We start from the raw sequence: 13789 nt of genomic DNA, 5'->3' as shown, positions 1-13789 counted from the left end.
GGCGAAGTTAATTCAAAAAAAGGTAGAAGGCCTAAGGTGTAAGGGATAGGGTGATAAGCAGGAAGTTTTAAGTAATAAGTTTTAAGTATCAGGTAAACAGCCATATCCGCCATGGACGATTCACCATTCACTATTCACTATTCACTCATTGACTCACTGCTCTCCCGTCTCCTCGTTACCGATCGAAAGCTTATACGCTTTGATGAAAATAGCGCCCAGGTTTTTATACGGGGGAATATAATCTTCAAAACCCTCCACTTTGGCGGCAGATTTAAAGCTGCGCCAGAAGGCGATCCAGTCGATATCGCGGCCATTACGCAATTGCTCCGTAATGATGGAGAAGAAAGGTTTATTGATGGCCGTTTTGCCGATTTGTTTAGATGCAATGATGTGCGCATCCGGTGTTTTTTTCAGAATGGCATTGATCAGGTTGAAACCTCCGCACGATCCCATGAATACGATTCTAGAAGAAGGAGCCATGTAGGCGATGGTCGTTTCTGCATAATAACTATGTCCACGGTGAATGGTAACGGTTGGACGCAGGTTATTTTTTTCCAGGTATTCTCCCAATGCCTGTTGTGCTTTATCGTCTTCTCCCGTTTCTTCGGGCAACGCACGGTTAGCGTAAATGACAACGGGTTTGCCTTTTACGGAACGGATGACGATCCACTGACTGTTGCTTCGGTCGATGGTCCAGTTGGGAGCTCCGAACATATTTTGGAATCCGGTGAAAATGTTCTGGCCGTCTTTGTCTCCGTAGAAATATACCTGCACGATCACTTCGCCTTTGTCATTGGTCAGGGAAGAGAACGGCACCGTATAAACCGGTGGAATGCCGAGTTCTTTGGTGAGATCCACTTTATTGGTGGAGTCGGCAGACAGGAACAGTTTGTATAAAATATTATAGATCGCTATGCCGCGTTTGTTATTGGAAGCAAGGTTACGTTGGTAATTTGCGCGCACATTCACCAGCATTTCATCGGCGAGCGGCTTCAGCGTTTCGGTAATGCTTGCATAGGAGTCCGCCACGTCCACACCGTCTTCCAGTCCATCGGAGTTTTCGAGATTGTTGACGAAAGCCTGCATCAATTTGTGCGCATCATCCTGATCGGGGAAGGTGGAGAGAAAATGCCCCAGTTTATTATAGGCCGCCGCCTGGCTGATGAAACGCCGGTAATGATCGAAATGCAAACGCATCAGCAGGGAATCACCGCGGTTATTCGCTTTTTTCATCATCATCGGATACACACCGTTGGTATAACTCGACGTATAAATGAGGCCGTTGGTCATTACGGCGAGGTAATACAATTCTTCTGCAGTCAGCGGTTGCAGGCAGCGGAAACGCACTGCATCGTTTTCGTTATGCAGACCATTGATGGTGGTAACGAAAACGTCTTTCGCTTTCTTTTCGAGTTTGGCGGTGAGTTCGCGGAAACCGAGCGCGGTGTCTTTATTGATGGCGCGTTCCACGTATTCCATCTGCGTTTTGACGAGCAGGCGGAAGTATTGCACTGAATCATCCATCACGGCTTCCACATCTTCAATGCTGAGCTTGCCTTTTACGATATTATCGAGGAAAGGAAAATATTGTTGCCCGCTTTTGCTGCGCGACATCTTCACCACTGATTTTACAAAATCATCGTCCTGTATGCCGCGGATCTTGTTGCCCAGTGCGTTATTAGCCTGCGAGTAAGTGTAAAGTTGCTCGGGGTATTTCTTTCCCATTGCCCGGATGAGGCTGTCGGCAAAAGGAACGTTGGGATTTTTATTTAAGGTAAAAAACGTGAGTTCGGGGTGCAGCCGGCAATATTTCAACGTAAGAATATTGGCTGCATTCTGCGAAGGTCCGTAATCGCTGAGTGCGTGATAAACGCTGGTGCCCACGTCGTAAGGAATGGCCTGGATGAGCGAATCGATTGGACGGTTATCGATCACCATGTTGAGACCGAAGCGGAATTTCTCCACCATCATCGGGGTGTAGAAAATGTTAAAATTCTGCTTGCGGTAGTTGGAAAGATAGTTTTTGAGGAATATTTCGATGGAAACGAGCGCCCGTTTCTTTTCCTGGTCGCCGGTAATGCGGGTATCCTTTTCGATGTCGAGTTGTAATTTATCGAGTGTTTGGAACAGGGCCCTGCTGATCAGGAAGTCGCGTTCTTCGTCCTTCGAGGCGGCAAAAAAGCGGTCTTTTTTGCTGTCGAGCTGGTCTATCTGATCTTGCTGGCGGTCAACACGGTCGTGAAATCCCTGGCGAAAAATGGGAATTTTGATCGAATCTTCGGGCGGCTGCGCATATCCGGCAGTAGCGGCAGTCAGCAGGCAAAGGATAAGTATATAGTGCTTCGCAAAGTTTGGCATATCACAGTATTAGAACGCTGCAGTCCCGGTTAATGTGCTGGTCGGATGCAGTCTGGTAAAGACAAAATTAAGGCTCAGCGCGTTGCATTGGACGGCTATTTGCGAAAAACGCTGTCCGGCATGCGCAGGCAAGAGGGTCTATTGCAAAACACAGGCCAGCGTATTAAGTTTACATTAACTCTATATGAACGACCAGCGCATATTTCCCCATGCTGAAAAATGGGGGTAGGTTTGCGCAAATTTTACTGCATGGAAGCCAAGAGCCGAAAAGTTTTGATCGCAGATGATGAGCCGGATATCCTGGAAATCCTGAAGTATAATCTCTCGAGTGAAGGATACGAGGTAATTACGGCAAAAGATGGTGATGAAGCGATTGAAAAAGCCAAACGCACCCAACCCGACCTGGTAGTGCTCGACGTAATGATGCCCCGCAAGACCGGCGTTGAAGTCTGCCAGATCCTCCGCGCCCAGCCGGCTTTCAAAGACACTCTCATCATGTTCCTCACCGCCCTGAATGACGAAACCACACAGGTAAAAGGACTGGAAACCGGTGCCGATGATTATGTAAGCAAGCCTGTTAGTCCCAAAGTGTTTCTGAGCCGGGTGAATGCTCTTTTCCGCCGCATTCAGAAACCCGATGGCCGCGTACTGCGCATCGAAAATATCGTAATCGATCCCGAGAAATTCGTGGTGCAGGTGGACGGAAACGACCTGGTACTGGCCAAAAAAGAATTCGAACTGTTGTACCTGCTGGCACTGAAACCCGGCCGTGTATTTCTCCGCAATGAAATACTCAATGCAATCTGGGGAAATGAAGTGATCGTAGGCGACCGCACCATTGATGTTCACATCCGCAAAATCCGCCAGAAACTGGGTATCGATTGTATCACCACGGTTAAAGGTGTAGGCTACAAGTTTGAAGTATAGACCTGCACGCTTTTACAGTAAATTGCAGGTATGTTCTCTACCAAAAACCTGACCCCGCGTCAGCTTGCTTTTTTTACGGCCCTTGCCCTGGCCATACCAATTACCTTACTGGTTTTTATTATTGAACGCCGCTGGCAACCGGTGTTGTTATCCTTCTTCCTGCTCGCAAGCGGTGGGTATGTGCTTATTTCCTTTGTACTGGAACGGTTCATCTACCGCAAAATCAAACTGATCTACAAATTCATTTACCAGACAAAAGCCACCAAACGCGAAGAGACCTATTACAAATACATCTTACCCCGTAAAAGCATTGACGAGGTGCGTGAGGACGTGGAAGAATGGGCACGTCAGAACAAGCAGGAAGTGGAATTGCTCCGGGCCAATGAACAATTCCGGAAAGAATTTCTGCAAAACCTTTCGCACGAATTTAAAACGCCTGTATTTGCGATACAGGGATATGTAGACACCTTGCTGGGCGGCGCTTTGGAAAATGGTGAAGTAAACCGCCGCTTCCTGGAAAAAACGGCTACGAACGTAGAGCGATTGACCAACCTGTTAAATGACCTCGACGAAATCTCCCGCCTGGAACGCGGAGAACTCAATCTTTTCAAACAGAATTTTGTGATCCAGGATCTCGTGCGCGAAACGTTTGAAAGTATTTCCATCATGGCGGTGCCGAAAAAGATCCGTTGTGTGATCAAGAAAGGATGTGAATCGCCGCTCACGGTATTTGCCGACAAAGAAAAGATCCGCCAGGTATTGCTCAATCTTACCGAGAACTCCATCAAATACGGCAAGATCAACGGCACTATTACGGCCAGTATGTATAACACCGATGAAAAACATATCCTCATCGAAATAAGCGACGACGGCATCGGTATTCCTGAAAAACATTTAGGCCGCATTTTCGAGCGTTTCTACCGGACCGATGTAGGCCGCAGCCTCGACGTAACGGGAAGCGGTCTCGGCCTCGCGATCTGCAAACACATCATTGAAGCCCACGGTCAAACCATTCACGTCCGCAGCCGGGAAGATGTAGGCACTACGATTGGGTTTACACTGGATACAAGGAAGGACTGACCGACCTTTGGCCGGATGTGTAAATGTGCCGCCGCTTCGCGGCAGATGTGGAAATGTGTAAATGAAATATCCATTGATTGATTGATTGATTGATTGATTGATTGATTGACTTATTCACTTATTACCCTTTCGTCATTTACACATGGTCCCGCCGGAGGCGGGCACATTTTCACATTACAATTTGCCGAAGGCAAATTGCTCCCCCACCAACCCCGCTATTAATCCGGCCAATTGCCGCTGATAAAACTGTTGCTCCTGTTTTACTTCACCGGTGGCCGGTATGCCCGGGCCGATCATCGCGAGCCATGTTTGAGAAGAGCCGCGCGTAACCAGGTCGTGCTTCGACCAGGTAGCGGTCCGATTGCCACGGCCATGATCCGTGGTAATAAGCAGGGTTGTATTATTCCTGTAACCCGGCGTTGTCTGCAACCAGTACCAGAGATCCGCCAGCATCTGATCCGCTTTGGCGGCCTGTTGCAGGTACAGGTCATAACGCCCGGTATGCGCATATTCATCACTTTCCCCTAAACCTATGAACAACACACGGGGACGATGACGCTCCAGGTAGGCACGCGCTGCCATAAAAGTTAACTGATCATGCCGTGTAGCCCCTTCGTGACACACTGTTTGCGATTGCACATGATTGATCGATGCCGCCAGTTCGCCCGTTGCTTCTTCATCCTGTTCATCATAACCACTATTGACCGGCAATCCGCTGCGCTTTTTGTTAAGTATATAGGGAAATACATCCCAGGAAGTAAACGCCACCACTTTATCGCGGAATGCTTCTTTTGCATGTAAATATTCAAGCACGTTTACGTTGGGGTTCAGTTTCTTTTTGTTGGAACGGATCCGCCAGTCGGTCTGTCCGGTAAACATCTCCGCGTAGCCGGGATAAGAAAGATGGTAGAGATTGGAGACATTCAGTTTGTTGCCATAATGACGATTGCCGTACAACTGTCCTCTTTCAGCAATCACGTTCCAGAAGAACGGTAACAATTTACGGCGGCGCATTGCTTCATCGGGTGCGTCATACATCATCTTCATCAGTGAAGTGTCGGGCGTAACGGATGCATTGGAAAGTAAAGCCGGATCGGCGCCGGTAAACAATTCCTGCCAGCGGAATCCATCGATCGTGACGATCACAAGATTGTGGGCCGGGGCTAAGGGCTGAAATGCTGCGGGAGGAGCAGGCTCGCCGGAAAATACAGGAAGTGTGGCAAAGAGTAGTAAGGTAGCAAACCAGGTTTTCATACCGGAATGTTTTGCAAAGTAATTCACGGGATATGAACAGCCTGTTAACACCGCATGACCTTTATGTTATGCCTTCCTGCGGTAAATCACACATCCTTAACATTGCCGTAATACAGGGTTTATATGAAAATGGAAACTTTATGAAACCGTTCTTATGCAAAGACGTCCTGTGGATGTGGTGGTGCTGTCGGACATTCATCTCGGCACCTATGCCTGCCGGGCACGCGAGTGCCTCAGTTATCTCCGGAGTATAGAGCCGAGGCTGCTTGTACTCAATGGAGATATTATCGACGGCTGGCAATTCAGTAAACATTATTTTCCTCCGCATCATATTGCCATCGTGCAGGAAATTCTGCTCCTGCTTACCCGCGGCACACGCGTGATCTATATCACCGGCAATCACGATGAAACATTACGCCGTTATTCCGATCTGCACGTGGGTAATTTTCAACTGACCGATAAGATCGTTATCGAGATCAATGGCAAGATGACCTGGATCTTTCATGGCGATGTATTCGATCACACCACCAGCAGCCAGGCAAGGTTCTGGGCCAAACTCGGCAGCAATGGTTACGCCATTCTGCTCGGCTTTAACAAGATGATGAATAAGCTGATGCGTTCTTTTGGTTATGAGAAAGTATCGCTTTCCAAAAAACTCATGCACCAGTTTCACAAACGCATTGTGAAGGTGGATCAATTTGAACAGATGGTGGCTGAACTGGCTATTGAAAAGAAATATGATTGCGTGATTTGCGGACATATTCATGAACCGCAACATCGCGAAATCCACACCGGTAAAGGTTCGGTTACCTACCTCAATGCCGGCGATTGGGTAGAACACATGACGGCGCTGGAGTATTGTGATAATGAATGGCAATTGTATCAACACGATCCGGCTATCATGAAATATGAACGTCCGCATCCTGCGCCCGATCGTCCCGAAGTAATCACGAGCGAAATAGCGATTTATCTCCATTCACTCGCGCAGTCTTCAAGAGCGGTGTGAAAATGTATACACATCCCGCCGGAGGCGGGATGTGTAGATGTGAAAATGAAACAGCCCGTGGAGGCTGGTTCGTGAAGACACGAACCAGGAATGATTCACGATTGACGATTCACCATTCACCATTCACTATATGAAAATCTTTTACGCAGTACAGGCAACAGGTAACGGACACATCAGCCGCGCCATGGAACTATACCCTTATCTCCGTGAATACGGAACGGTAGATTTTTTTCTCAGCGGTGGCAACAGTACGCTGTCGCTTGATGTACCTGTGAAATACCGCAGCAAAGGAATGAGCCTGTATTACAACTGCAACGGCGGACTCGACTACTGGCAGATCATGAAAGGCATCAAGCCTTTGCGCATCCGCCGAGAAATCCGTGAATTGCCGGTAAACGAATACGACCTGGTGATCAACGATTTTGATTATATCACCGCTGCTGCCTGTGCAAACCGCGGTGTACCATCGGTGCAGTTCGGGCACCAGGCGAGTTTCATTTCTGCCAATACGCCGCGTCCTTCCGCACGCAACCGCACAGGTGAATGGATCCTGAAGAACTATGCAAAGGCAAGCCGCTATATCGGGTTGCATTTTGAATCCTATGAAGATTTTATTTTCACGCCCGTTGTTCGTCGCGATATATTGGAAGCGCAACCCGAAGATCTCGGTTATATCACCGTATACCTCCCCTCCTATTGCGAACCGCAATTGATCCGTTTGTTTGAGCAATTCAGCGACCGCCGTTTTGAAATCTTTTGCGGACAGATATCGAAAGAAAAGAAAGTAAATAACATGCGTTTGCTTCCCGTAAGCCGTGAAGCTTTTTCAACCAGTATGATTGGTTGTCATGGATTGATCACCGGTGGCGGATTTGAAACGCCGGCAGAGGCATTGCATCTCGGTAAGAAGATTTTGTCTGTTCCCATCCGCAGTCAATACGAGCAGCAATGTAATGCAGCCGCGTTGGAAAAAATGGGTGTGCATTGTCTGCAGCAGGTCGATAATAACTTTCAGGCAACCGTATATAACTGGCTGCAAAATGCTCCCATCATTAAGAAAGACTATAGCCAAAGCATTCCGCAGGCATTGGCACATCTTTTTGCTGCGGCGCCCGTTCCCGTACAGGCATAAAAAAACCACCCCGGCACTGTCCTTCCGGGATGGCAACTGCATGAGAAATTGCTTGTACTGCAATTGGAACACAATGTAGAAAAGAGCTGAGGTAAATGTCCTATATGATTGTTAGGACAACGTTAGCCCATGATTACCTTATTGTGAATTGTGATCCCGAAGTATCGGGAGTGAATGGTCAATCGTGAATCGTCAATGGTCAATGGTGAATCGTCAATGATCTCTATGACTCATTACTTATAACTTACTACTTACTACTTACTACCGGCCACCTTATCCTACACCCTACACCCTACACCTTAAACCTTTTATACCTTAAACCTCCCATCTCAAGATTTAATATTACCTTATTGTTAATTTTTGTACCTTGTAAGTATTGTATTGCCTGTGAACTTACAACGCCTCATACTTCCCTGGTTAATCCTGTGCCTTTCCGGTCCCCTATACGGTCAGCAGGAAAAAGTACATTTTGATTTTTACGGCGATCCCGTTGAGTTTGCATTCAACAAAACTTCGCGAAGCGAATTCACCGGTACACTTTCCTCCGGCAACATCACTACATTTTACCAGCAACTCGATCCGGCACCTTATGCTTCCATGATCGAGATGCTGAAAGATTACAAAAACACGCACCAGGCCGACGACTGGTTGTTCTATCAACTCATCAGACGCACGGCACAGGCCATCAGCCCAAAAGAAGACGACTACCTGCGTTACACCTTATACAAATGGTACCTGCTCAGCAAATGTGGTTACGATGCCATACTGGCCACCTCCGGGTCGCGCATGCTGTTTTATGTGCAGAGCGACGAACACATTTACAATATTCCCAGCCGTATCGTCAATGGGCGCCAGTATGTATGCCTCAACTTTCACGATTACAAAGGCATCGATCCCACAACCGAATTCTTTACACCTGTTGAGCTAAAAATACCGGAAGCCGTAAATGGTTTTTCTTACCGCATTACCCGCCTGCCGGGTTTCAACGACGCGGATTACCAGGAAAAAGAACTCAGCTTCCGCTATTACCAGCAGGATTATCATTTCAAAGTGAAGATTAATCAACAGGTGAAAAACATTTTTGCCAATTATCCCGTAGTTGATTACGCAGCCTATTTCAATATTCCTTTAAGCCGCGAAACGTACAGCAGCCTCATTCCTTTGCTTCGCAAAAATGTGCAACACATGCGTGTACGCGACGGCGTCGATTACCTGATGCGGTTTACGCGTTATGCTTTTTTGTTTGAACCCGACACCGATCAGTTCGGTGCAGAAAAAAGATTGACACCGGAGCAGACATTGCTCAATGATAAGAGTGATTGCGACGACCGCGCGGCGCTTTTCTTTTACCTGGTAAAAGAAATTTATAACCTGCCGATGCTGGTCCTGAGCTTTCCTCACCACGTGACTATTGCCGTGAAGTTTGACAAACCCGTTGGAAAGACGATCGAATACAAGGGTGAAAAATATTCCATGTGTGAACCAACACCGCAGCAGGATGATCTTGCACTCGGTGACTGGTTGCCGCAGCTCCGCAAACAGCCTTACGAAATTGCATACGCTTACCGGCCCTGACCCCGGCTCTTACTAACCCGTTGATACAAAAAAGCCGGTCTCGCTTTAGCGGACCGGCTTTCCTATCTTAAACGTCAAACAGATTAATAAGCTGCGTTCTGAGGATCCCAGTTTGTCCAGCCCGCAGCCCAGTTGGTTGTACCAAAGGCACCGCGGTAGGTTGTAGAAGTGAAACCTGTCATGCCGGTAAAGCTTGCACCGGCAAGGGCAGGTGAACCGGTTTTAGGCAGGAAGTTGGGGTTGGTGGAATAGAAAGGAGCTTCCAACTGAATATCGTTGATATTGGTGTAAGTGATACAACCGTCGGCTTCCGCTTTCGTTTTGATCTGAGCAGCAGTAGCAACGGTGCTGTTGGAACGATAAGGGTTTGTTTCAGCATGCACCAGGTTGTTCTTAAACTCGGAGATATTATTTACATAGTAGTCGGTCACTGTTTCATCGCTTTCCATAGAGAAACCTGCATCGGGGTGACCCATCAGGATAGAGTTGCGCAGTACGAACTGTGTAGCTCTTCTCCAGCGGTTGGAGTAGTTGTGGTTGGCAGCAGCAGTAGCGCTGTTGGGACCAATGATGGTGAAGTTGCTCAATTGAGGACGTGTACGCGGAGTAGCAGTTGTGCCGCCGGCGTTGTTGTCGCACTCGATACCGTTACCAGCATCACCCGGATCCACGAAGTCAGGCTTGCGCATAGATACCGCAAACTGGATACGGCCTACATAACCGTTGTCGAAGTCGAAATCGTCATCCGCAGTCGCCAGCGCTACAATGTTTTTAGCGTTTACTGTACCACCGAAGAACTCGTAAGCATCATCGTTACCGAAAGACACCTGGATATTTTCGAGGATCGTGCCGCTACCTACACCACCGCAGGTAAGACCGTTGATCTCGGAACCCGGATCAGAAGCGATACCCGCAAATTCGATACGTACATATCGCAGGATGCCGCTGTTGTCAGCAGCAATGCTGCCGCCGTATTGGGCGTTCACCCCACCTTCGATAGTCGGAGTGGTCGGGTGGTTGGTAGGCGCATTACCCAGCAGGATGATGCCACCCCAGTCACCAGGGATTCTTGAACCGGGCTTGCGGCCGGAAGTGAATACGATAGGTTCCGTCTGCGTACCATCAGCGATCAGGCGCGAGTTACGCTCGATGATCAGCGCACCTTTGGAAATAGTATCACCGACAATTACAGAACCGGCAGCGATCGTCAGCGAAGCGCGATTGGTTACGTATACATAACCTTTCAGGGTGTACTTGCCTTTGGGCAGTACCACATCTTCAGAGATCTGACCGGTGATGATCTTGCTGCAGATGATTTGCTCTTGTTTGGTGCCATCGGAACAACCAGAGCCGCCGTTACCGTTGTTGGTTGTAGAATCGTCGATTTCGACTTTCACACATGCCGTGAAGAGCAGTGACGATACGACAAGTGCAGACAGGACTTTTTTCATATAATTGTCAGGTTTGTATGTTTTAGACGAGAGGATTGTGTATTGATAATTATTTTTTCAGGTCGAGATTGTAATTGAATCCAAGTGAAATGGTGGTTCCCATACGGTAGTCGATGAAAGGCAGTGTGCCTTTGCCGTTGAACGCTTCCTGGTAAGAAACATAGCGCTGGTTCAGGATATCGCTTACGGTCAGTCTTACTTCACCTTTACGTTTGAATACTTTCTGAGAGATCTGGAAGTCGACCAGGTCGCGCGGACGCTCATAGATGCTTGGGAAAGTAGCGTTGCCTACCAGTGCCAGGCGTTTACCGATACGGTTATAGAGCAGCGAAACGTTGGTACCGTTTTCACCATCATATTGGAAGCCCGCATTGATCAGGTAAGGGCTCTGGCCTTGCAGCGGGCGATTGGTTGATTCGAGTTTATCACCGGCTGCATTGGTATTACCTACCTGCACTTTGGAGAAGATCACCGATACGTTACCATTGAAGTAGAGGTTCTCCAGCCATTTTGCGCCACCAAGGAAAGAAAGGCTCTTGCGGAATTCAGCTTCCACACCAATCAGGTTAGCCTTCTCGGCGTTGCGGTATTCGTATTGACGGCGGCTGCCCGTGCTCGATTCGTTGAGCGTAAGTTCAATCGGATCGGCAAAGTTTTTATAGAAGGCACCGAGTGATAACAATTCTCCTGAACGGGGATAATATTCATAACGTACGTCGGCATTCAGGATGCTGCTTCGCTTCAGGCCCGGCGTACCGGAGATAGAAGCCAGTTGTTCGAAATCGAAGAAGGCAAACGATGCTACTTCGCGGAATTCAGGACGTGCTACCGTGCGTGAACCGGCTACACGGAAGTTTGTTTTACTGTTCACGCTCCAGGTCAGGTTGGCTGAAGGCAGCACATCAAACTTATTTGTATTCAGGATCGATGCTTTATCAGATGTAAGCGTGTTAGATTTCAGGAACTGTTCGAAGTTTTCAAAACGGGTACCCCACACGATACGGATCGCATCATTCAGTTTGTTGTCGAACATTACATAACCGGCACTCAGGGCAGACACGCCATAATATTTATCGGAAGGGTTCTGCAGGTCGGTGGTGTAGTAGAAACCATCAGGACGGAAGTTCTGGTGCAGGAAAGCCTGATCGAAAGGCTGCGTGGTGATCGACTGATCGTCCGGCTCTTTCAGCCCCAGGATGATGCCGCGGAAATCGCGGAGGCGTACAGTCGCGGAACCACCTACTTTCACCGTTTGCTTATGCGCACCCAGCGTGAAAGGAATAGCCAGGGAAGCATTGTAACCAAAAGCATTATCGCTCAGATCGCTGAAGAAACGGTTGGTGTTGTTACCACGCAGGTTCAGTGTGAGCGGTCCGCTGGAACCGATCGTGCGTGAATACGTTTGTACACGCAGATCAGGTGTTTGTTTGTGGTTATAAGAATAGTTCAGGTTCCATTGAAAACGGATGTCTTTGAACAACTGATGGGTACCTTCCAACTGGGAAGAGTACAAGGTGCGCTGATTCAATACCGAGGAACGCAACGCTACTTCCTGCAGACCGTCGAAGTTGAGGCCGCTGCGCACATAGTAGTTATCGTCGAGCAACTGGTTGTACAGGTTTTTGAAGGCTACTTTGTGACGGCCTTTGGTCCAGGCGATGTTGGCAACAGCACCCCAGTTAACGGTGTATTTATTCTGTGCGTCGGTGTAATCGAAATATTCGTTCAGTTCTTTGTTGGCATTGTAAAGTTGTTTGGCATTGCGGTAAGTGATGCCGATCACGGAACCCCATTGTGCGTTGTTCTTTGTGCGCACAACATTGGACCATGTCAGGTTGTACTGCTGTATAGGACCAGCGGTGCTTTGTGCCTGGCGGTAAACGTCGTCGCGGAATGATTTTGATACAGCCACTTTGTCCTCGGTAGACAGGTAGTTGTAGGCACCGTATTTTTTGGGATAAGCAGATGGCAGTTTGCGGTCGCTGAAACCGAGCCAGTCGTTAGGGCCGCGCTCATTGCTCAGAAAATCTTTAAAAGTAGACTGGGTGTTGTAACCGAGGCTCACACCGAATGCCAGCTGGCTGCTGGTGGGAATGTCTTTGGTAATAACCTGTACCAGGCCACCGGCAAACTCACCTGTAAGGTCGGGTGTAGCGGTTTTATTGATAATAATATTATCGATCAGTTGGGAAGGGATAACGTCGAAAGAGAAGGCTTTTTTATCAGGCTCGGAGCTGGGCAGTTGTGCGCCGTTAATAAAAGCTGAATTGTAACGGTCACTCAACCCGCGGATCACCACAAACTTATTGTCCTGGATGGAAGTGCCGCTCACCCGGCGCAGTACCTCACCGGTGTTCTTGTCCGGCGTACGGCGGATGAAGTCGGCGGCGATACCGCTTGATACGGCCGTGTTGTTTTTCTGGAAATTGAGCAGGGTGTTGGTACTCTCCATGCGGCGTGAAGTGGTGCGGACCGTTACGCCGGCCAGATCGCTTGGAGCAAATTCCAGCACGATATCCAGGGTATTGTCGAGTCCGGCGCCGATCACCACATCGGAAACTTTTTTACCTATATAATTAACAGCGGAAAATTCGAGTTCGTATTTGGTGCCGGGAGTAAGGGTGAGGCTGTAACGGCCTTCCACGTTGGAAGTAGTGCCATTCTGAGTGCCGGAGATCCTTACTGAAACGCCGCTTACCGGCTCATTGCGGTTGTTGACGATCTTACCGGTTAGCTTCTCCTGCGCGTGAAGAACAAAGCTCAACAGCGAGAAGAGAAGCGTTAAATGCAGCCTGGAGTACATAGCAGTAATTTCCGGCAAAGGTTGCGGTTGCAGGTTACCACACTGTTACGGCCACGTTAAGCAATTGTGAGCTGAATGTTACGGCAATGTTACCTGCTGCGGCTAATGGCACGCGGGTCGGTCGTTTTCGGGCCGGTTTAAACGGGAGCGCTTGATTCACAGCGCTTCATCTGCCTGAAACGGCAAAAAGTTTTCCTCAATCT

The 13789-nt window shown here is 48.4% G+C and carries 9 protein-coding genes; 5 read left to right on the top strand and 4 right to left on the bottom strand.

Annotated elements, in window-relative coordinates:
• Window positions 1-153: 153 nt before the first annotated feature.
• The gene (locus tag H608_RS0103830) at window positions 154-2358 is read right to left on the bottom strand and encodes a hypothetical protein (RefSeq protein ID WP_028786521.1); all 2205 of its coding nucleotides are present in this window, start codon (window positions 2356-2358) and stop codon (window positions 154-156) included.
• 249 nt (window positions 2359-2607) lie between these two features.
• Between H608_RS0103830 and H608_RS0103825 the strand changes: the two genes are divergently transcribed.
• Window positions 2608-3285 (top strand): response regulator transcription factor, encoded by a 678-nt coding sequence (locus H608_RS0103825; RefSeq protein WP_028786520.1) that lies wholly within the window; start codon window positions 2608-2610, stop codon window positions 3283-3285.
• Between the two features lie 30 nt (window positions 3286-3315).
• Window positions 3316-4365, top strand: coding sequence for a sensor histidine kinase (locus tag H608_RS0103820; protein ID WP_028786519.1), 1050 nt, complete (start codon window positions 3316-3318; stop codon window positions 4363-4365).
• A 174-nt stretch (window positions 4366-4539) separates the two neighbouring features.
• Here the strand turns inward: H608_RS0103820 and H608_RS21145 are convergent, their stop codons facing one another.
• Complete coding sequence (locus H608_RS21145) at window positions 4540-5619, bottom strand: alkaline phosphatase family protein (RefSeq protein WP_051268010.1); 1080 nt, start codon at window positions 5617-5619, stop codon at window positions 4540-4542.
• Window positions 5620-5773: 154 nt separating this feature from the next.
• Between H608_RS21145 and H608_RS0103810 the strand changes: the two genes are divergently transcribed.
• The 3 genes from H608_RS0103810 to H608_RS0103800 all read left to right on the top strand — a co-directional run bounded on the left by H608_RS0103810 (window position 5774) and on the right by H608_RS0103800 (window position 9332).
• Window positions 5774-6625 carry a UDP-2,3-diacylglucosamine diphosphatase gene (locus tag H608_RS0103810; protein WP_028786518.1) on the top strand — a complete coding sequence of 284 codons (852 nt, stop codon included), beginning with the start codon at window positions 5774-5776 and terminating at the stop codon, window positions 6623-6625.
• Between the two features lie 130 nt (window positions 6626-6755).
• Window positions 6756-7757, top strand: coding sequence for a glycosyltransferase family protein (locus tag H608_RS0103805; RefSeq protein ID WP_028786517.1), 1002 nt, complete (start codon window positions 6756-6758; stop codon window positions 7755-7757).
• Window positions 7758-8144: 387 nt separating this feature from the next.
• Window positions 8145-9332, top strand: coding sequence for a hypothetical protein (locus H608_RS0103800; RefSeq protein WP_028786516.1), 1188 nt, complete (start codon window positions 8145-8147; stop codon window positions 9330-9332).
• Between the two features lie 83 nt (window positions 9333-9415).
• Here the strand turns inward: H608_RS0103800 and H608_RS0103795 are convergent, their stop codons facing one another.
• Together H608_RS0103795 and H608_RS0103790 are read right to left on the bottom strand one after the other, a co-directional pair.
• On the bottom strand, window positions 9416-10783 hold the full coding sequence (locus tag H608_RS0103795; protein ID WP_028786515.1) for a hypothetical protein: 1368 nt from the start codon (window positions 10781-10783) through the stop codon (window positions 9416-9418).
• Window positions 10784-10832: 49 nt separating this feature from the next.
• Window positions 10833-13586, bottom strand: a complete 2754-nt coding sequence (locus tag H608_RS0103790; protein ID WP_028786514.1) for an outer membrane beta-barrel protein — start codon at window positions 13584-13586, stop codon at window positions 10833-10835.
• Window positions 13587-13789: the final 203 nt, after the last annotated feature.

It is taken from the genome of Terrimonas ferruginea DSM 30193 (genome assembly GCF_000425585.1).
In the GTDB taxonomy this organism is placed as follows: Bacteria; Bacteroidota; Bacteroidia; order Chitinophagales; family Chitinophagaceae; genus Terrimonas; species Terrimonas ferruginea.
The sequence above is the reverse complement of the archived record's forward strand: the minus strand, read 5'-3'. Positions and strand labels throughout refer to the sequence as shown.

Bases quoted from the DNA above. Each gene is read 5' to 3' on its own strand.
- H608_RS0103830 (WP_028786521.1), bottom strand. From the start codon at position 2,358: ATGCCAAACTTTGCGAAGCACTATATACTTATCCTTTGCCTGCTGACT.
- H608_RS0103825 (WP_028786520.1), top strand. From the start codon at position 2,608: ATGGAAGCCAAGAGCCGAAAAGTTTTGATCGCAGATGATGAGCCGGAT.
- H608_RS0103820 (WP_028786519.1), top strand. From the start codon at position 3,316: ATGTTCTCTACCAAAAACCTGACCCCGCGTCAGCTTGCTTTTTTTACG.
- H608_RS21145 (WP_051268010.1), bottom strand. From the start codon at position 5,619: ATGAAAACCTGGTTTGCTACCTTACTACTCTTTGCCACACTTCCTGTA.
- H608_RS0103810 (WP_028786518.1), top strand. From the start codon at position 5,774: ATGCAAAGACGTCCTGTGGATGTGGTGGTGCTGTCGGACATTCATCTC.
- H608_RS0103805 (WP_028786517.1), top strand. From the start codon at position 6,756: ATGAAAATCTTTTACGCAGTACAGGCAACAGGTAACGGACACATCAGC.
- H608_RS0103795 (WP_028786515.1), bottom strand. From the start codon at position 10,783: ATGAAAAAAGTCCTGTCTGCACTTGTCGTATCGTCACTGCTCTTCACG.
- H608_RS0103790 (WP_028786514.1), bottom strand. From the start codon at position 13,586: ATGTACTCCAGGCTGCATTTAACGCTTCTCTTCTCGCTGTTGAGCTTT.